Origin of the sequence: Nonomuraea sp. B1E8, assembly GCF_039871515.1 — a bacterium.
Lineage (GTDB): Bacteria > Actinomycetota > Actinomycetes > Streptosporangiales > Streptosporangiaceae > Nonomuraea.
The window spans coordinates 359,892-382,646 of record NZ_JBDPLS010000005.1 but is presented as its reverse complement, the minus strand read 5'-3'; the positions used below and the strand labels follow the sequence as shown (position 1 = coordinate 382,646).

Genomic DNA, 22,755 nt, shown 5'->3' with positions numbered 1-22,755 from the left:
GTATGGAGAGATGATCGACGGCATGGCGTGGACAGTGCGCAAACCGCAGAGCAAGGTGGACATCCTGCCGAAGGACCTCGGAAACTTCGCCGAAGGGCTTCCCCCGGCCCAGCCGGGCACGCTTTTCGTCCGGGGCAGCAACGGAGGGATGCGCGTCGCGCCGGATGCCGCGTTCGACGTGCTGTTCGGGCGTTGCGAGCCGGACGTCCACGTCTGCGTCGGCCCGAACGATCCGCACGTCAGCCGGCGGCACGGATACATCACCCGCGAGGACTCCGCCTGGATGTTGTACAACCTCGGCAGGCTGCCCATCCGCCTGCCGGGGGCGCGGCTGCTGCTCACCGGCCACCGGGCGCGGTTGCCGATGGCGCACACGCCGCTGTTCATCGTCGCCCCCGACCAGGAACACCTGCTCGAGGTGCGGATCGTGATGGGCAGGGCCGGCGCCGGCCAGGACAACAGCCCTGACGACGACACCCAGGAGAAGCCCGGGTGGAAGCTGAGCACGGTCGAGCGCCTGGTGCTGGTCTGCCTCGCCCAGCGCTATCTGCGGGCTGAGCCCTGGCCGCAGCCGCTGACCTGGACGCAGGCCGCCCACGAGCTCAACCGCATCCTCCCCGGTCATGGCTGGACGGCCAAGCGCGCCGCCCACACCGTCACCCAGACGCGCAAGCGGCTCAGCACCAAGGTGCCGGGGCTCCTGGAGGAGGAGATCCCGCCGCCGCTGGGCAACGCGCTCAACCACAACCTGATCACGGAGCTGCTGGCCTCCTCCACGATCGGCCCGCCCGACCTCGTTCTGCTCGACGGGCCGGACACGACGGGAGCTCCGCCCGCGTAGCCAGTGCGGGCGCTCACCGCCGCGCCCGCCCGGCCATCCTGCCGCGCCCGCCTAGCCGGCGTAGCCGGTGATGATGCCCATGGTGAGGGCGGTGCGCTCCGGGATGTGCTCGACGATGGCGTGCTCGCCGCGGGAGTGGGAGCCCGCTCCCACGGGGCCGAGCCCGTCGAGCACGGGGCGGCCGAGCGCGGAGACGAAGTTGGCGTCGCTGGCGCCGCCGACCCCCGCCTCGCGCAGGTCGAGTCCCTGCTCGATGGCGGCTTTGCAGGCCCTGGCGAACAGGTCTTCCGAGGCCGGGTTGGGGGTCATCGGGGGCCGGTTCCAGCCGCCGGTCAGCGCGATGGACACGCGCGGGTCGGGCGAGCGCAGCGCGGCGAGCGCGGCGTCCACGCGGTCCATCTCGTCGGTACGGGAGACGCGTACGTCGATCCCGCACGTGGCGCGCCCCGCGGTGACGTTGGTGCCGGTGCCGCCGTTGACGACGCCGACGTTGACCGTGGTGCCGCGCTCGGGCGCGCCCAGTGCGGCGATGTCGAGGATCAGCGCGGCCAGCGCGTGCACGGCGCTGGCGCCGGCCGTGGGGTCGAGCCCGGCGTGCGCTTCGATGCCGGTGGCGGTCACCTGGAAGATGCCCACCCCCTTGCGGGAGGTCTTCACCGCCCCGTCGATCGCGCCCTCGAAGACCAGGGTGGCCAGCGCGCCCTCGCTGGCCACCTCGATCCGCTCGCGGGAGGCCGGGCTGCCGATCTCCTCATCGCCGTTGAACAGCAGCCGGACCGAGGGGTGCGGGAGGCCGAGCTCGCGCAGCCCTCGCACCGCCCACACCGCCTGGACCAGGCCGGTCTTCATGTCGAAGACGCCGGGCGCGCTGATGACGCCGTCGCTGACCCGCCAGGGCCAGCCGGCGAGGGTGCCGACCGGCCAGACGGTGTCGTAGTGGCCGACCAGCAGGACGAAGCCGGGGGCCGTGCCGTGGTAGGTCAGCTCCAGCACGTCACCGTGGCGCCCGCCGTTGTGACGCTGGAGCAGGTCCGGCTTCCCGATGCGGTCGGCGGCCCAGTCGCCGATCTCGTCGAGAGCCCGGTCGAGCAGTGCCTTGTCGTCGCTCGGGCTCTCCAGCTCGACGAGCCTGCGCAGGTCGCCGAGCATGGTGGGAAGGGCCTGGTGGGTCCACATGGGAGCCGGTGTCACTGATGGATCCTTAATCTAGAGGGAGTTACCGGACGGGAACGCCCGGTCCGAGGGGGATGCCGAGGGCCCACCACGCCAGGAACAGCAGCGTCCAGGTGACGAGCATGACCAGGCACAGGGGCAGCACGAGGGCCATCAGGGTGCCGATGCCGGCCGACTTGCGGTAGCGCTGGACGAATCCGAGCACCAGCACGAAGTAGGGGCTCATCGGCGACAGCGCGTTGGTGCAGGAGTCGGCGATGCGGTAGAGCGCCTGGGTGGTCTCCGCCGGGATGTCGAGCAGCATCAGCATCGGCACGAACACCGGGCCGACCAGCGCCCACTGGGCGGAGCCGCTGGTGATCAGCAGGTTGATGATCGTGACGATGAGCAGGATGCCGATGAACACCACGGGGCCGGTGATCCCGGCCGCCTTGAGCAGGTCGGCGCCCTTGATCGCGACGATCGTGCCGATGTTGGTCCACTTGAAGTAGGCCAGGAACTGCGAGATGGCGAAGAACAGCACGATGACCGGGGCCATCTCCCGCATGCCGTGCGCCATGAAGTCGGGCACGTCGCTGCTCTTCTTGATGGTGCCGACGATGCGCCCGTAGACGATGCCGACGACGCAGAAGGCGATGCCGATCACCAGGGCGATCGCACCCAGCAGCGGGCCGAAGTCGAGGTCGCCGTTCTCGTCGCGCAGCGGCGAGCCGGACGGGATGATGGCCAGCGCGACCAGCGCGATGATCACCAGCAGCGAGATGCCGGACCAGCGCAGGCCGCGCCGCTCCACGTCGGACAGCTGGAGGTCGCCCAGGTCGCCGACGTCGGCGTCGTCGTCGATCGGCATGCTCTTCGCCCGCTTGGTGAGCAGGGTCTCCGTCACCAGCGTGATGATGGCGGCGAGCACGAACGACGAGGCGAGCGAGAAGAAGTAGTTGGCGAGCGGCGTGACGGTGACGCTCTGGTCGATGGTGTGCGCGGCCTCGGTGGTGATGCCGCCCAGGATGACGTCGGTCGGGGTGACGACGGGGCTGGCGTCGAAGCCGGCCGCGACCGAGACGTATGCCACGATCACGCCGATGATCGGGTTGCGGCCCACCGCGTAGAAGGCCAGGCCGCCCAGCGGGATCAGCACGATGTACGCCGAGTCGGCGGCCGCGTGGGAGATCATGCCGGTGAAGGCGAGGGCGAAGGTCACCCAGCGCGCGGGCACGCGGGAGATGCCTCGCCGCAGCACCGCCGCCAGCAGCCCCGACTTGTCGGCCACGGCGACGCCGAGCATGACGGCGAGCACCGTGCCCAGCGCGGGGAAGGTGGCGAAGTTGTCGATGGCGTCGCCGAGCATCACCGCGACGCCCTCGGTCGACAGCAGGTTCTGGGCGACGACGGTCTTGTTGTCGGCGGGGTTGACCGCCGAGACGTTCAGGGTCGCCAGCAACCAGCTGAGCGCCATGAGGAAGGCACTCAGGAAGACGAAGAGCCAGAACGGATGGGGGAGCTTGTTTCCGGCGCGCTCAATTCCATTCAGAACGCGCAGGGTCGCGCTCATCATGCGCGACTCTTTTTCCACGGTCAGGGGGGTGGACATGAAGTCAGATATTAACCGCACACGTAACGGATACGCAAGCGGTAAGCGTCCGTACCGAAGCGTTTTCCTGACTCTATCAGAGACAATTGGTCGCAGCGAACGTCAACGGCATTGTGCCATGTCACAGGGCTTTGTAGCGTTCCAAAAAATGGAGTTGACGGTTATTCAGTAAATGCGGTTCATCTTCAACCGATCAGCCACCTACTCAAGTAGAAAGCGGCAATCCCGATCGACGTGGAGAGCAGGAATCTTTTCGAGACCATGCCCGCCACGAAAGTGACCGCGCCGCCGATCAGATAGGGATTGGCCAGTGTCAGCTCGATGCCCTTTCCCGACGGCGTCAGAACGGCCGGGAACACCAGCGCGGCCAGCACCGCCGGCGGCGTGTACTTCAGCAGGGTCTCCACCACCGCGGGCAGCTCCCGGCCGGCCAGGATCGCCAGCGGCAGATAGCGGGGCAGGAAGCTGCACAACCCCATGCCGATGATCAGCAGCAGCATGCTCATGCCACGTTCTCCTTCTGCTCGCTCGCCTTCGGCCGGCTCTTCCGCGTCGCCAGCTCGCACCCCGCGCCGACCCCGGCGCCGACGATCGCGGCCAGCACCACCCCGAGGTTGTACGGCAGGCCCTGCGCCAGCATCACCGTCACTCCGGCCGAGCCGATGGCCGCCGCGACCCGCCAGTTCGTCAGCCCGATCGCGAGCATGGCGATGAACATGGCGGTCACCGGGAAGTCGAGGCCGAGCTTCGCCACGTCGGGCACGGCCGACCCGAGCGACATGCCGATCACCGTGCACGTCATCCAGGTGACGTACAGCAGCGCCGACGCCCCGAGGAAGAACAGGTGCTTGTGGTGGGTGAGCCTCCCGTTGCGCAGGCGGTCGATCGCCACGAAGAACACCTCGTCGATCAGCCCGAAACCGAGCACGATCCGCCAGCGCTGCGGGACCTCCTTGACGTACGGGATGAGGATGGTGCTGTACAACAACATCCGCAGGCCCAGGATGAGCGTGGTCAGGATGATCGCCGGCCAGCTCGCGCCGTCGGCGATCAGGGCGAACCCGACGAACTGCGCGGTGCCGGAGTTCACCGCCATGGCCAGCCCCAGGGTGGCGAACTCCGACAGCCCGCTCGACAACCCCAGCACACCTCCCGCGATCCCCATCGGGATGGCGGAGGCGAGGAAGGGCATCGTGCTCCTGGCCCCGGCCAGGAACACCTGGCCCGGGGTGGGCGGCGCCTCGGGTGGGTCGGTGGCGGACATGCTCAGCGCTCTTCCTTCCATAGCGTGCGCACGAGGGCGGCCACGGCGTCGGGGGCGGTGCGGCAGAAGTAGTGGCCGGCCGGGCCGATCTCGGCCAGCCGGGTCGTGCTCGCGAAGCGCGACCACTCCGCGTGGCGCCGGGCGTACCCGGGGGTGAGCGGGTCGTCGGCGGCGTACACGGCGGTCAGGGGCACGCCGAGCGGGGGCGCGCCCTCCTGTTCGAGCAGGTACGTGTTGGCGGCGCTGGAGTCGTGCCGGAACACGCCCGCCACGAAGGCGGCCTGGCCGGGGTCGAGCACGTCGAGCCCGGTGAGCCCCGTGACGCCGGCCAGCCAGGCCACGACCTCGTCGTCGCCCATCGCCTCCGCCTGCCGGATGGACTCGCGGGTGGTGCCGGCGTCGTGCAGCAGCTTGCCGGCCACGACGACGTGCCGCGGCGGGACGCCGGCCGCCTCCATCAGGCGTGCCGTCTCGACCGCGATCGCCGAGCCGACGCAGTGGCCCCACAGCAGCACGGGAACCCCGACGGCGGCGCGGATCTCGTCCGCCACCAGCCGGGCCGCCTCCCGTACGGACACGAACGGCTCGCCGGGCCGTCCCGCGTCGTGGCCCGGCAGGTCGACTCCGTAGACGGCGATGCGGCCGTCCTTCTCCGCGAGCGCGGCGGCCAGCGGCTCGAAGTTGGCGGCGTCGCCACCGGCGTACGGGAAGCAGACCAGCGCGCACGCGGCCCGGCCCGGGTCGTCCGTCAGGGGCCTGAGCAGGCGCCGGGGGCGGGGCTCCGCGTCGGGTCCGGCCTCAGCGTCGAGGTTGGCCTCGGCCACCGCGCACAGCGGGCCGAGCGTGGAGTTGCGCATCAGGTCGGTGAGCGTCACCAGGCCGCCCATCTCCATGACCACCCGCATCGCCGACAGCGAGCCGCCGCCCAGCTCGAAGAAGTTGCTGTCGAGCGTGATGGACTCCGCCGGCACGTCGAGCACCGTGGCCCAGGCCTTCGCGATGCGCTGCTGCACGGCGCCTTCGGGACGGACGCCCCGGCGCGCGCCGCTCCGGCCGGCGGAACGGCGGAAGGCCCTGCGCTCCGGCTCGGGCATGAGCTCCACGCGGCCGTTCAGGCGGCGGCCGTACAGCCCGGTGTCCACCGTGACGCTCTCGTCGCCGGCCGCGACGAGCACGGCCCTGCCCGGGGTGGCGAACGGCACGCGCAGGCCGTGCGCGTCGGCGATCCGCAGGCGGGCCGGGCGGGGGAGGAGCCCCGCCACCTCGGGGGGCAGGTCCTCCGACTCCTCGGCCGCGGCCAGGGCCGCGCTCTCCTCGCCGGGCAGCAGGTCGGCGAGATGATGCGGGGCGTCGGGATCGGCCGTCATCGCCTCGAACGCCGCCCGGTAGTACGCGCCCATCCTGGCCACCTGCCACGGCTCGAAGAGGTGGGCGTGGTAGTGCAGGCTCAGGCGCACCTCGTCGGTGACGAAGTGCCGGGAGAACTCGGCCCGCAACACGAACTCGGTCTCCGAGTTGGCCCGCACGTCGAGCAACGCGAACCCGTCGCGCTCCGCCAGCTTCCTGAGCAGGTAGAAGTGGGTGAAGTTGAAGGCCGTCTCGAACAGCGGGTCCTGGGTCTCCAGGTCGTGCTTCATCTGCGCCATCGGATAGCGCCGGGCCGGCAGCAGCTCCACCTCCGACCGGTAGACCTGGCGGACCAGGTCGGCCCAGGAACCGGTCTCCATGCGGGCGCGGAACGGCACGGTGTTGAGGAACAACCCGATCGCCTCGGTGGCGCCCTCCGTCTCCGGGCGGCCGCTGTGCTCGTACCCCGTGATGACGTCGCGCTCGCCGCTGATCAGCGAGAGCACCTTCACGTGCGCGGCCAGCGCGACGTTCTTGACCGGCACCGACAGCTTCCCGGCCAGCGCCACGATCCGGTCCGACAACCCGGCCGGCAGTTCCACCTCGTGGAACACCACGGGGAAGACGTCGGGCGCGGCCGAGTCCCTGGTTCTCGGCAGTTCGGTGAAGGCGCCGCCGGCCAGCACCTCCGCCCAGTGCGCGCGGTGCTCCGGGTCCGCGAGCGAGCGCCGCTCCAGCGCCACGTAGTCGCGCACGTGGTTGCCGGCCGGGGCGTCAGGCAGGGGCCGGCCCTCCACCAGCCGGTGGTACACGTCGAACAGCGTGGTGTGCACCAGCGTGATGCTCCAGCCGTCGAGCGCCGAGTTGTGCTGGCTGAGCGTGTACCTGAACAGGTCGTCGGCCAGCACGTGCACGTGCAGCCGCACCAGGCCGGGCTCGGCCCACACGAAGCGGTGCGCCTTCTCCCGCTCCACCCAGTCCCGGTACCACGCGTCCTGCTCCCGCTCGGTCATGCCGCGCAGGTCGGCGATCGACAGCGGGCTCGGCGCGTCCTCGTGCACGAGCTGCAGGTACTCGGTGTAGCCGGTGAGCTGGTAGCTGGTACGGAAGATCGGATGGCGGGCGGCGAGAACCCGCACCGCCTGCTCGAACCGCTCGGCGTCGAACGTGCTCTGGATCGTGTAGCTGATGATGTCGTGATATTCGACGGTGCCGTGCGACAACTCGCTCTGGAAGACGAGCCCGGCCTGGAGCTGCGTCATCGGGTACGCGTCCACGACCCCGCCCGGGATCTTGGCCCGGTCCTCCGGCTTGAGCAGTTCGAACGGCCGCGGCGCCCCGCCGTCGTCGCCCGTGCCGCCCTCGCCGGCGACCTCGGCGAGGCGGGCCACCGTCGGGTTCTCGAAGAGCTGCCGGAACGTGAAGTCAAGGCCGAGGGCGCGGGCCCTGGCCAGCACGGTGACGAAGCGGATCGAGTCGCCGCCGAGAGCGAAGAAGTTGTCGTGCACGCCGACCCGCTCAACGCCCAGCACCTCCGCCCAGACGCGGGCCAGACCCGCCTCCCTCGGTGTGCGCGGCGCCTCGTACGCGGCGCTCTCGGCGGGCTCGGGCAGCGCGCGGCGGTCCAGCTTGCCGTTCGGCGTGAGCGGCCAGCACTCCAGCGTCACCAGCCGGGCGGGCACCATGTACGCGGGCAGCGCCCGCCGCAGGTGCTCCTTGAGCTCGTACTCCGGGATCGGCTCGGCCGACACCACGTAACCGCGCAGTCCGTCGGGCTCGCGGGCCACGACGACGGCGTCCCGCACCGACGGGTGCCGCCGCAGCCGCTCCTCGATCTCGCCCGGCTCGACGCGGTGCCCGCGCACCTTGAGCTGGTGGTCCATCCGGCCCAGGAACTCGATGGAGCCGTCGGACAGCCGCACCGCCCGGTCCCCCGTACGGTAGACGCGCTCCTCGCCCGCGTGCGGCGCGGCGGTGAACCGCTCGGCGGTCAGCTCGGGCCTGCCCAGATACCCCCGGGCCAGCTGCACCCCGGCGACGCACAGCTCGCCCGGCACGCCGACCGGCTGCGGGCGCAGCCCGGCGTCGAGCACGTGAACGCGGGTGTTGGCGACCGGCCAGCCGATCGGCACCCGGGTCTCGTCGCCCCGGCACGCGTAGTGGGTGACGTCCACGGTGGCCTCGGTGGGGCCGTACAGGTTCACCAGCCGGGCCGACGGGATGACCTGGTGGAAGCGCCGCACGTGGTGCGGCGCCAGCGCCTCGCCGCTGGCGAACACCTGGCGCAGCGGGTCGGGGCCCTCCTGCGCGCCGGACACGAAGTCGAGGAACGCGCCGAGCATCGGCGGCACGAAATGCATCGTGGTGACGCGGTGCCGCCGCACGGCCGCGACCAGCGCCTCGGGGTCGCGTTCCGCGCCGGGCGCCGGCAGGCACACGGCGGCGCCCGCGAGCACGCCCCAGAACAGCTCCCACACCGAGACGTCGAACGACGTGGGCGTCTTCTGCATGATCACGTCGGCGGCGTCGATCGGGTACGCCCGCTGCATCCAGGCGATCCGGTTGACGGCCGCGCGGTGCTCGATCTGCACGCCCTTCGGCTCGCCGGTCGACCCCGACGTGTAGATGACGTACGCCAGATCGCCGGAGTCCCCGAGAACGGGCGGCGGGCTCGTGTCCGGCGCGTACGCGGCCTCGTCCGTGATGTCCAGGGTCACCGCGCCCGCCACCGTCTCGGCGAGGTGGGGCTGGGTCAGCACCAGGCGCGCGCCGCTGTCCCGCAGCAGGTACGCGATGCGTTCCGGCGGGTTGCCCGGGTCGATCGGGAGGTAGGCGCCGCCCGCCCGCACCACGGCATGGATGGCCGTGAACATCTCCGGCGACCGGTCGGCCAGCACCGCCACCAGGTCGTCCCGGCCCACGCCGCGGGCGCGCAGCGTGTGCGCCAGGCGGTTGACCCGGGAGCCCAGCTCGGCGTAGGTGAGGCGGAAACCGTCGCCCACCAGGGCGACGGCGTCAGGGGTCGCCGCCACCCGCCGGTCGAACAACTCGTCCAGCCGGGCCGGGCCGTCGAAGGGCGTCTGCGTGGCGTTCGCCCCGGCGCTCAGCGCGCGGTCGGCGACGGAACGCAGGTCCAGGGCGCTCAGCTCGGCGTCCGGGTGGGCGCTGGCCTGGTCGAGCAGGAGCATGCAGTGGGTGAGCAGGCGCCGCGCGGTGCTGGCGGCGTGGGTGGCGGGCCGGTACCGCAACCGCAGCGTCAGACCGTCGTCCCGGCGGGCGAAGGAGAACACCACAGGAAATCCGGGCCTGTGGCCGTCCGCCGGGTCGTCCGCCGGGCTGTTCGCGGGGCCGTCCGCCGAGCCGTTGATGGGGGCGTTCGCGGGATCGCCTGTTCCGGTTGTCGTGTCGTTCGTCGAGTCGTGCACCGCGTCGACGAGCACCTCGGCGAAGGGGTCGTCGCCGTCGTGCGGCGCGGCGCCGGACGAATGGGCGAGCAGCTCGATCGGGTAGTCCTGGTGCTCGGCCGCCGCGCGCAACCGGCTCGCCACCTCGCCGAGCAGGCTGCGCAGCGTACGGTCGCGCCCGATCGGCAGGCGCAGCGGCAGCGTGGCGGCCAGCGGCGGAGGGCCGCCCGCGACCGGGAGCGCGGGCACGGACAGGACGACCTCGTCCTCACCCGTGTGGCGCTGGAGCAGCGCGCCGGCCGCGGCGACCAGCAGGGCGTGCAGGGCGGCGTCCCGGCCCCTGGCCAGCTTGAGCAGCCGGCCCGCCAGGGAGGGGTCGAGCTCGCGGGCGGCGACGGCGGCACCGGCCGAGCCCCGACCGCGGGCGGAGCCGGCGTCAGCTGGGCCGTGGTCGGCGGGGAAGCCGGCGCGTTCGGGCAGGGCCGCCAGCTCCGCACGCCAGAACGCGCCCTCGCGGGGACGTTGCGCGGCGGCGACCTTGAGCCTGCCCAGGCTCTCGATGGATTGCATGTGCTCCCTCACCCAGATCAGAAGTCGAAGTCGAACGCGAGCTCGGACAGGTCATGGGGGGTCACGGCGACGCGCCCGAGCTCGCCGAGCGGCGTGCCCGGGCCGGCGAGCGCGGCGTCGAGCAGCGCCAGCAGCTCGTCGCGGAACAGTTCCACGGTCGGTCGCAGGAACAGCGTGGTGGCGTACGCCCAGCGGGCGGCGTAGTCGTCGGGCTCGACCTCGATCTGCAGGTCGAGGTCGAAGATCGTGCGCCTGGTGACGTCGGGCCGCCAGCGCGGGCGGCCGCCCAGGAAGTCCACCCTCTGCAGCCCGGTGTCCTGCACCGCGAAGAACGTGTCGAAAAGGGGGTGCCGGCCGTGGCCGGACGGGCGCGCGTACCGGGCGGTGTCGAGGGTGTGGTCCTGGTGGTCGACGGCGGCCACGGCGTGCGCGGCCACGGTCCGCAGGTGCTGCAGGAACGGCAGCTCGGCCGAGGGGCGCGCCCGCAGGCAGAGCGTGTTGACGAACATGCCCTGCACCCGGTCCACGCCCGGCAGGTGCCGCCCCGACGCCGCCGTACCGACCGTCACGTCCGCGCCGCCGCTCACCCGCCCGAGGAAGGCCGTGTACGCGGCCAGCAGCACGTGGAAGGGCGTCACGGATTCGGCGCGGGCCAGCTCCCTGACCGCCAGGGCCCGCTGCGGGCCGAACCGGAACGCGAGATGGCCGCCCTCCGTCGTGCGCACCGAAGCCCCAGCCACGTCGGTGGGCAGGTCGAGCGGCGGGACCGGCCGGTCGAACGTCTTCTCCCAGAAGGGTCGCTGGCTCTCCGACAGCGCCCGCCGCTCGGGCCCGGCCGCCCACCGGGCGTAGTCCCGGTAGCGCAGCTCGGGCGCGGCCGGCCGCTCGCCCCTGACCAGCGCCGCCCATTCGCCCATGAGCAGGGTCAGGGCGTGGCCGTCGGTGAGCAGGTGGTGGACGTCGAGCACCAGCCGGGCGCCGTCGGCGTGCCGGACCAGCGCCGCCCGCCACAAAGGTGCCCTGGCCAGGTCGAACGGGCGGACCCAGCGCGCCGCCCACGCGTCGGGGTCCTCGCCCGGCGCCAGGTCCACCACGTCGATCGTGGCGTCCAGCGGTTCGCGGACCCGCTGGTACGGGTGGCCGTCGCCGTCCACGGCGAATTCGGTGCGCAGGATCTCGTGTCGCTCCACCAGCGTGGCGAGCGCGGCCGTCAGACGCTCGTGATCCACCGGGCCGGGCAGGTCCACGAAGATCGGCAGGTTGTACTGGGTGTCGGCGGGGTCCTTGACCTGTTCGACGTAGACGCCGTGCTGCTGGGGCGACAGCGGGGTCCGCTCGGTGGCCAGGCCGGGGCGCGGCCCGGTGACCCGCGTACGGTCCGCCGCCCGTACGGCCTCGGCCAGCTCGGCGACCGTGCGGGCGGACAACACGGCCGACACCGGGCAGGACACCCCGAAGCGGCGGCGTACGAGCGCGGACACGCGGGTAGCGGTCAGCGAGCTGCCGCCGAGCCGGTCGAGCGGGTCGTCGGCGCCGATCCCGCGCACGCCGAGCACGTTCTCCCAGAGCCCGGCCAGGATGCGCTCCACCTCGTCCCGGGCCGCCCTGCCGCCGCTCGCGACCTCGGGGGCGGGCAGCCCGGCCAGGTCGACCTTGCCGTTGGGGGTCAGCGGCAGCTCGGGAAGCACCACCAAGTGCGCGGGCACCATGGGGGTGGGCAGCCGCCGCTCGATCTCCGCGCGCACGTGCTCCGCCTCGACGCGGCCCTCGACGTACGCGCACAGGTGCGGCTCGGGCATGCGGCGCAGCACCACCACCGCGCCGCTCACCCCCGCCACGCCCAGCAGGGCCGTTTCGACCTCGCCCGGCTCGACCCGGAAGCCGCGCACCTTGACCTGGCGGTCCTCCCGGCCGAGGAAGTCGATCGAGCCGTCGGGCCGCCTGCGGGCCCGGTCGCCCGTCCGGTAGAGCAGCCGCCCTTCATGGCGGACGAAGACCCGCTCGGTGAGTTCGGGCCGCTCGTGGTAGCCGGTCGCCATGCCGTCGCCGCTCACGTACAGGTCTCCCGGCACCCCGACGGGCAGCGGGAGGCGGTCGTGGTTGAGCACGTACGCGGCGGTGTTGGGGACGGGACGGCCGATGGGCACCCGCGCGCCGAGCGGCCCGGCGACGGTGTGGACGGTGGAGATGACCGCGTTCTCCGTCGGCCCGTACGCGTTCACCAGCCGCAGGCCGGGGTTGGCGCGCAGCACGGCCCGCGCGTGCTCGGGGGAGAGCACGTCGCCTCCGACGAGCAGGTCCCGCAGCGGCCGGAACACTGCCGGATCCTCGCCGGCCAGCCTGGCGAACAGCGCGGACGTGAACAGCGCCGTGGTGACGCCGGCATCGGCCAGCGACCGCCGCAGCTCCTCGGCGTCGAGGAACGTCTCCCTGTCGAGGAGGTGCAGCGTGCCGCCGTTGAGCAGCGCACCCCAGATCTCCCAGACCGAGGCGTCGAACCCGGTCGCCCCCACCTGCGCCATCCTGGTGGTGGCGTCCAGGCGCACGTATCCGACGCCGCGTACCAGCCGCACGACGCCGCGGTGCGGAATCATGACGCCCTTGGGCCGTCCCGTGGTGCCCGAGGTGTACATCAGATACGCGGGCGCGCACGCATCGCCCGCCACCGGCCCGTACGGCTCCGGCTCGGCCGTCCAGTCGTGGTCATCGAGGTCGACGACCCGTGACCCGGCGGGCGTCGTCGACAGCCGTCCCGAGGTGATCAGCAGTGCCGCGCCGCTGTCCTCCAGCGTGAACGCGACGCGGTCCCGGACGGTCGTGGGGTCGATGGGCAGGTAGCAACCGTCCGCCTTCAGCACGGCCAGCGCCGAGACGACCAGGTCGGGGGTGCGCGGCAACAGCAGCGCGACCGGCTCGCCTGGACGCAGCCCCGCCCGGAGCAGCGCGCCCGCCAGCGACGAGCTGCGGCGGTGCAGCTCGGCATAGGTGAGGGTGGTGCTCCCGTGCACCACGGCCGGATGGGCGGGGGCCCGCTCGGCCTGCTCGGCGAACAACTGCTCGATCCGTGCTTCCCGCTGGTAGCCGGTGGCGGTGTCGTTCCAGCGCTCGAGGTTCGCGTGTTCGGCGGGGGACAGCGGGTCGAGGTCGCGGATCGTGCGGTCCGCCGGCATGGCCAGCACGGCGGCCAGGTGGGTCGCGTGGCGGGCGACCATGTCCGCGCTCCGGGCAGCGTCGTCGGCAGGGCCGTACCGCAGCCACGCCCCGTCACCGTCCAGCCCGAGCACCAGCGCGCCCGGCACCCGCCCGTCCCCCCGTACCAGCACGGGCAGCGGCCCGGTACCCGGCGTGTGCGGTTCTGCGGCGGGGATCGCGCGCGTCACCGACGCCGCCAGGCCGGCGAGCGTACCGGCGGGGTCGATCGTGAAACGGACCACGTCGTCCGCCCCGTCGCCGACGACACGGAAGGCCACGTCGCGCCGGCCCGTGTGGTGGTGGAGAAGCGCACCCCAGGCCGCCAGCACCTCCGGCACCCCGGCCCCGGGCGGGCACGCGACGGGGAACCCTGACGCGCCCCTGCCACCCACGCACTCCGCGCCGACCGGCTCCGCGCCTGCGACCTCCGTGTCCGTGAGCGCCGTGTCCGTGAGCGCCGTGTCCGCGAGTTCCGGGCTCGGGGGTTCGGCGTCGGCGGGTTGTGCGCCGGTGAGCCAGTCCAGCAGTCCTGCGTCCTCACTCATGGCCGAGCACCCGCGCGAGACCGCGTACCGTCGGATGGAGATACAGCTCGCGCAGCGGCAGCGCGGGCAGGCCCCGTTCCCGCATGGCCGCCCCCAGCCGGATCGCCAGGAGCGAGTTGCCGCCGAGCTCGAAGAAGTTGTCGTCGGGCCCCACCGGCGCGTCGAGCACCGACTCCCAGACCGCGGCGAGCGTCCGGGTGAAATCCTCCGCGGGGGCGGGCGGGGGAGGCGGGGTCGAGGCGGGTTCCGGCAGGGCGCGGACGTCCAGCTTGCCGTTCGGGGTGAGCGGGAGCGCGGGCAGCGCCGTGATAGTGGCGGGCATCATGTGCTCGGGCAGCACCTTGGCCGCCCGCCGCCGCACCGCTGCGGGATCGGCGTCCGCCGGCGTCACGTACGCGTCCAGCCGCGCCAGGGCGTGGTCGGCCACGTGCCCGGCCGTCCCCGCCCCGCGCGGATCGCCCGGCCGGACCGTTCGGGGCGGGTCGCTCGGGCGGCCGTCACGGAGGACCACGGCGGCCGAGGCCACTGTGGGGTCGTCGAGCAGGACGCTGCGGATCTCGTCCAGCTCGATGCGGAAGCCACGTACCTTGACCTGGGTGTCCAGCCGGCCCAGGTGCTCGAGCCGCCCGTCGGGGCGCAGGCGGCCGCGGTCGCCGCTGCGGTACATGCGGCCGCCGGCGAACGGGTCGGGGACGAAGCGCTCAGCGGTCAGCTCGGGGCGGCCCAGGTATTCGGTGGCGACTCCCGCCCCGCCGACGTGGATCTCGCCGGGCGCGCCGGTGGGGACGGGCCGGCCCCGCTCGTCCAGGACGTACACGTGCCAGCCGGGCAGCGGGTGTCCCACCGACCTGGACCCGGCGATGGCGTCGCCACGGGTCAGGGTCTGCGCGGTCACGTGGACCGTGGTCTCGGTGATGCCGTACATGTTGACCAGGCGGCAGTCCGGATACCGGTCGAACCAGCCCAGCAGCGGTCGCGCGTCGAGCGGTTCGCCGCCGAAGACCGTCAGCCGGACGGCGAGCCGCTCGTCCCGGAGCCGGTCGGCCTCCATGAGCTGGGCGAAGGCGGACGGGGTCTGGCTGAGTACGGTGACCCGCTCGCGCACCAGCAGCTCGTGGAACTCGTCAGGCGACCTGGAGACCCAGTACGGGACCAGGACCAGCCGGCCCCCGGTGAGCAGCGCGCCCCAGATCTCCCAGACGGAGAAGTCGAAGGCGCTGGAGTGGAAGTTCGACCAGGTGTCGCCGGGACCGAGCCCGAAGTCGTCCTCGGTGGCCGTCAGGAGGGCGACGACGTTCCTGTGCGGAACCACGACGCCCTTGGGGCGGCCGGTCGAACCGGAGGTGTAGATGACGTACGCGGCGTCGTCCGGGCCGCCCCGCTCCGGCGCGCCCCCGCCGTCAAGGGCGCTGTCGTCAAGGGCGCTGTCGTCGCCGGCCGCGAGCCGTTCGGGGGAGACGACGGTCAGGTGCCGGCCGGGCGGGAAGTCGCGATGGGTGACGATCACGCGCAGCGCGGCGTCGCCGGCCGTGTACGCCAGCCGGTCCGCCGGATAGGCGGGGTCCATCGGCACGTACACGGCTCCGGCCTTCAGCACGGCGAGCATGGTGATCACCAGGTCGGGGGTGCGCTCCAGGCAGAGGCCCACCCGGTCGCCCGGCCGTACGCCCATGCCGCGCAGGGAGGCGGCGCAGCGGCCGGCGCGCTCGTCCAGTTCGGCGTAGGTGAGCGTGCGGTCCTCGCCGGTGAGGGCGACGGCCTGCGGCCGTTCCGCGACCCGGGCGGCGAAGATCTCGTCGATCCGCTCCGGCCGCCGTTGCAGGGGTCCGGCCGGGCGGCCGAGGCGGATCGCGTGGCGGCGCTCGGACTCGTCCAGCGGGTCGACGTCGGCGGGGGTCAGGTCGTCGTCGCCGGCCAGCAGCTCGTGGACGCGGGCGACGTGGCGGGCGAACCGCCGCGCGGACTCCTCGTCCACGTCCTCCAGCCGGTGGTGTACGTCGAGCCGGGAGGAGTCGTCAGGGTCCCGGCCGGGTACGAGGGTGAGCGGGAAGGGAGCGGTCTGGCAGGGGACGACGTCCTCGTCGGGCGTCTGGCGGGGCGTGTCCTCGCCGGGGGGAGTGGCCAGGAGCCCGGCCAGGACCCGGCCGCCCGTCTCCGCGCACAGCCGCGCGTACCGGCGGGAGTCGCACCATCCGCCGTCGCCGTCGAGGATCCGGGCGCTCCCGGCCACCAGCTCGCCCGTCGTGGCGGCTCCGGACAGGTCCACCGCCAGCAGCGTCCCGGCGTCGTACGCCCCGAGCGCTCCCTCCGGCCGCGAGGGCAGCCCGGCCAGCGCGCCGATCACGGGGCAGCGCCGGCCCTCGTACCGTCCCAGGACCACCGCGGCCGCCACCGCGATCCGGGCGGCCAGGTGCGCCGACCCGCGGACCGGCACGCTCACCACCCCGGTACGGTCCCCCGCCGCGGCGTCCCCGGCCGCCCATTCGACGGTGGCACCCGAGTAGTCGGCCTCCTGCCACCGCTTGACCAGCTCGGCGTCGGGGGCGGGCACGCGCGTATGACCGGAGTGGAAGCGCTCGCAGGGAACCCGCCCGGTGAGCACCTCGGCCACCATCCGCAGCGACGTCGCGTCGAACCGCGCCCGGTGCGCGACGAGCACCAGGTCGGCGGGCCCGTCGGCGTACTCCAGCAGGACGGCCCGCAGCCCGGTTCCTTCCGCGTGCACCGGCCTGGACAGCTCGGCGTCGAGCCTCCTCCCGGCCTCCGGCGAGCCGCCGGCGGCGGGAACCCGTTCCGTCCACAGGCGGGCGGGCCCGCCCCACCAGAGGCGGGCGGCCTGGTCGAGGATCCGCGCCATCCGGGTGGCGTCGGCGCCTGCGGGCAGCCTGGTCCGCCGGACATGGCAGTGCCCGGACGGCGGGCCGGCCGCGGGGATCAGCGGCCAGGCGTCAACGGTGCGGTACACAGAGTGATCTCCAGTGGGTTCGAGAGGCCGGCACGGCCGGGTCGGCGGGGCTTCAGCGCGTGGTGAAGCCTCCGTCGACGGTGAGCACGCTGCCGGTGACCTGGCGGGACTCGTCGGAGGCCAGCCACACGGCGGCGGAGGCCACGGCGTCGGGCTCGATGAGCGCGTTGGTCGGCTGGGCCTGGAGGAACGTCTCCTCGTGCGTGCCGACGGGCACGTCGAGCGAGCGGGCGATCTCCGCCAGCATCCGGCCTTCGACCTGCGGGTCGTCCCTGACCGAGCCGGGGCACACCGCGTTGACCCTGACCTGGCGCGGGGCGTAGTCGAGCGCCGCCGCCTTGGTCAGGCCGATGAGACCGTGTTTGGCGGCGACGTAGCCGGCGAAATGCCGGTAGCCCACCAGCCCGGCGGTGGACGCGACGTTGACGATGCTGCCCGAGCCGCGCTCGGACATGAGCCTGCCGACCGCGCGGATGGCCCGCCAGGCGCCCGAGAGGTCGACGTCGAGCATCAGCTGCCACTCGTGCTCGTCGATCTCGTGCGTCACCTTGCCGGAAGGGGCGGCGATGCCCGCGTTGTTGACGAGCACGTCGACGCCTCCGAACCGGTCGACCGCCGTGCTCACCGCGTCCTCGACCTCGCTCATGTCGCGTACGTCGGCCTCCTTGACCAGCACGGCGACGCCGGTCTGGCGGCATAGCTCCCCGGTGTGCCGGAGCTGGCTGGAGGAGCCCAGCGGGTAGGGGACGCCGGGCAGGTCGCGCGCGATGTCGATCAGCACCAGGTCGGCTCCTTCGCGGGCGAACGCCTGGGCGGTGGCGCGTCCGAGACCGCGGGCCGCGCCGGTGATGACGGCCGTCTTCCCGGCCAGGCGCAGCGTCACGTCCTTTCCCTGGAGAGCTCGTCCGCGATCAGCCGGAGCAGGGGGGTGGGGTCGTCGGCCAGGTACATGTGGCCGCCGTCGAGCTCGGCGGTGCTGAACTCCGTGCTGGTGACCCGCTCCCACTGCGCGATCTGCGCCGTGTCGACCAGTTCGTCGTCGCGGCCCCGCAGCGCGGTGACCGGGATCGGCAGCGGCTTGTCATTGACGGGCTCGTACGTCTCGTGCATCTCGACATCGGCCCGGATCACGGGCAGCAGCAGCGAACGCATCTCCGGGTCTTCGAGCGCCGGGTGCGTGTAGCCGGAGAACTCCCTGACCCTGGCCAGGAACTCGTCGTCGCTGAGGCCGCTGGCCCTGGTCTCGCGCCCGTCGTACGGGCTGGGCGAACCGCTCACGAACAGCCGTTCCGGCCGCACGCCTCTGACGTTCGCGAGGTGGTTCGCCAGCTCGTACGCGAGCACGGCGCCGAGACTGTGGCCGAAGAGCGCCACGGGCGGGGTGGCGCCGTCGATCCTGGCCAGGACCTGGGTGCATGCCGCCTCGGCGGCGCGGGCGACGTCGGTGTAGGGGGCTTCGTTGAAGCGTTCTTCACGGCCGGGCAGCTGCACCGGCAGGATGTTCAGTTCGTCGGGGGCCTGCCGCTGCCATCCACGGAAGAACGACGCTCCAGCGCCGGCGAAGGGCAGGCAGACAAGGTACGTGGGTTCCATGAAGCGGACTTTCTCCGATCGGTCGTCCAGAGGCGGAATCCCGGCCTTCGGGGACGTCACCGTTCGGGCGAGCATCTCCTTAGCCGATTACGTAGTGGTCCAACCCGGTTACTTTGGGTGATGCTTCTGGTCGGACCGCTGGCCTCTATCGCCTCCCCCGTCCATTCGCGACCTCAAGCCGGGCCGGGCCCGGGGCGGGCGTCGCGCATCGCTCGTTGCGGCCCCAAGCATGCCGAACGACGGCCAAAACTACGGAGTTTCGGTCCTTTAGGTCAAGCCGAACATGAAGATCCTGTGACAGACGGTGGCGGTTCGGTGCCCTCCGGCGTCACACGTCGGACCCTCTCTCGGAGGGTCTGCTATTGGCGTCCTGGCCTGCGGTTATGTAGCCGGATCCAGGGTGGGGTCAGGCTGGCTTTGCATCGTTCCATCGAGCGCTCGGCCGAGTCTCTGGTTCTCTGTCGGAAACAGGCGTCCCAGAGCGTATGTCCTGAATCTAAAGTTTGGGGTAGCCGTATGTAAATCACCTGTGTCAGGATGTGAGACGGCGGGTTGATCGCAACTCTCACGCACGCGCGCGTGCGTGAGAGGTCGAGGCTGCGGATCGGGCGAGGCGGCCTGTGTGCCCGGCTTCGGCCTCCGCCGGGCACATGGGGGCGGCGAGCGCGTTCGCTAAGGAGGAAGCGTTGAATAGCGGGTTGACGGAGCTCATCGGCGCGATCTTCAACGCCGCCAGGACCGTGGGCAGCGACGAGGACGTACGTCAGCTGGGGAGAATGAAGTACGCCTCCACCCAACTCGCGAGCGACCTGAACACCGCGGGCGAGCGGCACATCGACCCTGCCCTGGCCAGAGGCAGGAAGGAATGGACGGGCACGGCGGCGGAGACCTACGACCGCCGCATCGCCCTCTATCTGCCGTCGGCGCAGCGCAACGAGCTCGTCAAGAATCTCGGCAGCGTGGGAGAAGGTCTCGGCATCGCGCAGGTCGCGAGCCGGCAGACCAAGATCGCGTTCGCGGAGCTGGTGAAGTCGCTCGCCCAGGGGGCGGCGCTCTGCGTGGGCCTGTCGTTGATAACCGGCGGGGCCGGCCGCCTCGCCGCGGCCACCCTGGAACGCAAGCTCGTCGCCCAGGGCGCCGCCAGGGCGACGCAGATTCTCAAACGGCTGGCCGGCGTGCTGCGGCTGAACGCCGGCCTCATGAAGAAGGGCGCCACCCTGCTGCAGGCGATGAAGAAGCTGCCCGCCAACCTCGTGCTGCAGGGCACGGAGGGCATGTCCTTCACGAAGACGTCCCTGGCGGCCATGCGCTCGTTCGGCAAGATGTTCGGCATCAACCTGGCCGGCAACCTAGCCTACGTGGGCGCCCCCCGGATTTTCCAAGGCCAGTCCTTCTTCGCGCCGTTCGGCCTGTCGTACGCGCAGATGGTCAACACCTCGGCGGTCTCCGCGAGCTTCCCCTACGGCCGCGTCGGCTGGGCGAAGCTGCGGGAGAGGTACGGCGCCAAGCCGTATCTCGTCTCGGGCGCCCTCACCGGCATGACGTCCACCATCATGAACGACCAGATGGAAGGCCAGTCGGCCGGCCGGACGGCCTGGGACGCCTTCAAGATGGGCCTGCTGAACGGCGGCTGGAACGCTTTGACGGGCTGGGGCCTCGGCAAGGTGAATCTCAGCACCGACGCCGCCCAGCAGGCGGCCAGCTCCTTCGGCGCGATCCTGCCCGGCACCGCAGTGCGCAACCTGCCGCAGCCCATCGGGGTGCCTTACCAGGCGCCGCCCGATCAGGCCAGCGTCAACCCGAATGCGACCTCCAGCTACACTCCCCCACGTCTCGACTCCCCGCTGGACTCCGGGTTGCGCAAGGACGAGAAGTAACGTCACCGACCGCCGCTGACAGGAGGATGACATGGGCAGAGCGCCCGACCCTGACGGATTCGGCTATCGCTCTGGCGAGCTGATGACCGGCGCGAACAGCATGGTCGACGCCTCGAGGGTGCTGGACGAGCCGGTCTCCGACTATACGCAGAACGCCCTGCCGACGAGCACCTGCTTCGGCCTGGTGCCCGAGGGCTCGGAGGAACTCGCCAGGAACTACGGGGAGTTCTACGGGGGCGCGGTCGACTGGCTCGGCCGCTACAAGGACAATCTGCACGGATCCGGGATCGGGATGGCGGAGACCGAGCGCAACTATGACGCCGCGGATCGGCCGTGCCGATGACGGGCGACGACCGGCAGCGCAACCCGTTCGACGATCTTCTCCGCCTCACGGAGGAGGCGGAGAAGGAGCAGCGCCTGCTCCGGAGCGCGCACGACGAGATCGCCGCCCTCAGGGGCGAGGGCGAGAGTGCGGGCGGAAAGATCCGCGCCCGCGCCGACGCCGAAGGACGGCTGATCGACGTGCGATTCGACCCCCGGGTGATGAAGTTGGGCAGTCAGGACCTGGCCGAGGAGGTCACGCTGGCGGTGCAGCGCGCGCAGGACGACGTGGCCGCGCAGCGCGATCGGGTGTTCCGTGAGACCGTCGGCACTGGCCCGCCCGACCCGGAGCAGGTGCTGGAGCAGTTCGAGGACACCATGCAGACGTTCAGCCGCGCCATGAACGGGCACGAAGCCCGCCTCGACGAGCTTCTCCGCGACATGGACAAGCGCTAGGACACACCCCGGCCCTGATCCAGTGGAGCGGAGGGTCAGTCGGTGCCGGACTCCATCGCGGCGTGATCGAGGAGTTCGTCCTCGGGGACCTCGCCACGGGAGGCGATCGCCTCGGCCCCGCCCTCCGGCATCGCGCCGATCAGCTCGGTCGAGGGCGCTGGCGCGGCGGCGATCAACGCCGAGTGGTCGGCGCCGACCATGCCGAGCCCGGCGTACTGCTCCAGCTTGGCGCGGGTGTCGGCGATGTCGAGGTTGCGCATGGTCAACTGGCCGATGCGGTCGACCGGCCCGAAGGCGGAGTCTTCCGTGCGCTCCATGGAGAGCTTGTCCGGGTGGTAGCTGAACGCCGGCCCCGACGTGTCGAGGATCGAATAGTCATCGCCGCGCCGCAGCCGCAGCGTCACCTCGCCGGTGATCGCCATGCCGACCCAGCGCTGCAGCGACTCGCGCAACATCAGCGCCTGGGGGTCGAGCCAGCGGCCTTCGTACAGCAGGCGGCCGAGCCGGCGCCCCTCGCTGTGGTAGACGGCGAGGGTGTCCTCGTTGTGGACCGCGTTGACCAGCCGTTCGTAGGCCGCGTGCAGCAGCGCCATGCCCGGCGCCTCGTAGATGCCCCGGCTCTTGGCCTCGATGACGCGGTTCTCGATCTGGTCGGACATGCCCAGGCCGTGCCGGCCACCGATGGCGTTGGCCTCCAGCACCAGGTCGACGGCGGAGGCGAACTCCTTGCCGTTGATCGTCACCGGGCGGCCACGCTCGAAGCCGATGGTGACGTCTTCAGGGGCGATCTCGACGTTCTGGTCCCAGAACCGCACGCCCATGATCGGCTCGACGGTCTCGATGCCCGCGTCGAGGTGCTCCAGCGCCTTGGCCTCGTGGGTCGCTCCCCAGATGTTGGCGTCGGTGGAGTAGGCCTTCTCCGTGCTGTCGCGGTAGGGCAGGCCGTGCTCCAGCAGCCACTCGGACATCTCGGTGCGGCCGCCGAGCTCGCTGACGAAACCGGCGTCGAGCCACGGCTTGTAGATGCGCAGCGACGGGTTGGCCAGCAGGCCGTAGCGGTAGAACCGCTCGATGTCGTTGCCCTTGAAGGTGGAGCCGTCGCCCCAGATCTGCACGCCGTCCTCGAGCATCGCGCGCACCAGCAGGGTGCCCGTGACCGCCCGCCCCAGCGGGGTCGTGTTGAAGTAGCCCCGGCCGCCGGAGCGGATGTGGAACGCCCCGCAGGCCAGAGCGGCGAGCCCCTCCTCCACGAGGGCGGCCCGGCAGTCGACCAGCCGGGCGACCTCAGCGCCGTAGGCCGTCGCGCGCCCGGGCACCGAGGCGATGTCGGGCTCGTCGTACTGGCCGATGTCTGCTGTGTACGCGCACGGCACCGCGCCCTTCTCGCGCATCCACGCGACCGCTACCGAGGTGTCGAGGCCGCCGGAGAAGGCGATGCCGACACGTTCGCCGACAGGCAGAGAAGTGAGAACCTTGGACACGCGTGAAGTATATACATAGTCATGCATGATCATGCAACATCATGATGCGACGGCCCTCCGCCGTGTCGCGATATCCCGCCCCGCGGCCTCGATGCGCGCCTTGGTCGCCCCCTCGGGCCGTACCCCTTATCGTCT

At 72.0% G+C, this 22,755-nt stretch carries 14 protein-coding genes; 4 read left to right on the top strand and 10 right to left on the bottom strand.

The window, feature by feature from the left end:
• The first annotated feature begins 22 nt into the window (after positions 1-22).
• Positions 23-841 carry a hypothetical protein gene (locus ABGA98_RS19695; protein ID WP_347619788.1) on the top strand — a complete coding sequence of 273 codons (819 nt, stop codon included), beginning with the start codon at positions 23-25 and terminating at the stop codon, positions 839-841.
• 51 nt (positions 842-892) lie between these two features.
• On the opposite strand, the gene ABGA98_RS19690 is transcribed toward ABGA98_RS19695, so the two are convergent.
• The 9 genes from ABGA98_RS19690 to ABGA98_RS19650 form a co-directional block, all read right to left on the bottom strand.
• Positions 893-2,032, bottom strand: coding sequence for a M20 family metallopeptidase (locus tag ABGA98_RS19690; RefSeq protein ID WP_347619787.1), 1,140 nt, complete (start codon positions 2,030-2,032; stop codon positions 893-895).
• Positions 2,033-2,057: 25 nt separating this feature from the next.
• Positions 2,058-3,605: an AbgT family transporter gene (locus tag ABGA98_RS19685; RefSeq protein ID WP_347619786.1), complete on the bottom strand. Its 1,548-nt coding sequence runs from the start codon at positions 3,603-3,605 to the stop codon at positions 2,058-2,060.
• A gap of 185 nt (positions 3,606-3,790) precedes the next feature.
• Positions 3,791-4,111, bottom strand: a complete 321-nt coding sequence (locus ABGA98_RS19680) for an AzlD domain-containing protein (RefSeq protein ID WP_347619785.1) — start codon at positions 4,109-4,111, stop codon at positions 3,791-3,793.
• On the bottom strand, positions 4,108-4,869 hold the full coding sequence (locus tag ABGA98_RS19675; protein WP_347619784.1) for an AzlC family ABC transporter permease: 762 nt from the start codon (positions 4,867-4,869) through the stop codon (positions 4,108-4,110). Before ABGA98_RS19675 ends, ABGA98_RS19680 begins: the two co-directional genes overlap by 4 nt.
• 2 nt (positions 4,870-4,871) lie before the next feature.
• On the bottom strand, positions 4,872-10,190 hold the full coding sequence (locus ABGA98_RS19670; RefSeq protein ID WP_347619783.1) for an amino acid adenylation domain-containing protein: 5,319 nt from the start codon (positions 10,188-10,190) through the stop codon (positions 4,872-4,874).
• Between the two features lie 17 nt (positions 10,191-10,207).
• A complete protein-coding gene (locus ABGA98_RS19665; RefSeq protein ID WP_347619782.1) occupies positions 10,208-13,927 on the bottom strand; it encodes an amino acid adenylation domain-containing protein in 3,720 nt (1,239 codons plus the stop codon).
• A complete protein-coding gene (locus ABGA98_RS19660; protein WP_347619781.1) occupies positions 13,920-16,892 on the bottom strand; it encodes an amino acid adenylation domain-containing protein in 2,973 nt (990 codons plus the stop codon). Before ABGA98_RS19660 ends, ABGA98_RS19665 begins: the two co-directional genes overlap by 8 nt.
• A gap of 52 nt (positions 16,893-16,944) precedes the next feature.
• Entirely contained in the window at positions 16,945-17,775 is an 831-nt protein-coding gene (locus ABGA98_RS19655; RefSeq protein ID WP_347619780.1) for an SDR family oxidoreductase, read from the bottom strand.
• Complete coding sequence (locus ABGA98_RS19650; RefSeq protein ID WP_347619779.1) at positions 17,772-18,485, bottom strand: alpha/beta fold hydrolase; 714 nt, start codon at positions 18,483-18,485, stop codon at positions 17,772-17,774. Before ABGA98_RS19650 ends, ABGA98_RS19655 begins: the two co-directional genes overlap by 4 nt.
• Before the next feature lie 686 nt (positions 18,486-19,171).
• Here ABGA98_RS19650 and ABGA98_RS19645 point away from each other — a divergent pair.
• From ABGA98_RS19645 to ABGA98_RS19635, 3 genes are read left to right on the top strand one after another with little or no spacing between them, the layout of a single operon-like run.
• Positions 19,172-20,362 (top strand): hypothetical protein, encoded by a 1,191-nt coding sequence (locus tag ABGA98_RS19645; protein ID WP_347619778.1) that lies wholly within the window; start codon positions 19,172-19,174, stop codon positions 20,360-20,362.
• Between the two features lie 31 nt (positions 20,363-20,393).
• Positions 20,394-20,705, top strand: coding sequence for a hypothetical protein (locus tag ABGA98_RS19640; protein ID WP_347619777.1), 312 nt, complete (start codon positions 20,394-20,396; stop codon positions 20,703-20,705).
• On the top strand, positions 20,702-21,139 hold the full coding sequence (locus ABGA98_RS19635; protein WP_347619985.1) for a YbaB/EbfC family nucleoid-associated protein: 438 nt from the start codon (positions 20,702-20,704) through the stop codon (positions 21,137-21,139). Before ABGA98_RS19640 ends, ABGA98_RS19635 begins: the two co-directional genes overlap by 4 nt.
• A gap of 35 nt (positions 21,140-21,174) precedes the next feature.
• On the opposite strand, the gene argG is transcribed toward ABGA98_RS19635, so the two are convergent.
• On the bottom strand, positions 21,175-22,620 hold the full coding sequence (gene argG / locus ABGA98_RS19630) for an argininosuccinate synthase (protein ID WP_347619776.1): 1,446 nt from the start codon (positions 22,618-22,620) through the stop codon (positions 21,175-21,177).
• Positions 22,621-22,755 lie beyond the last annotated feature (135 nt).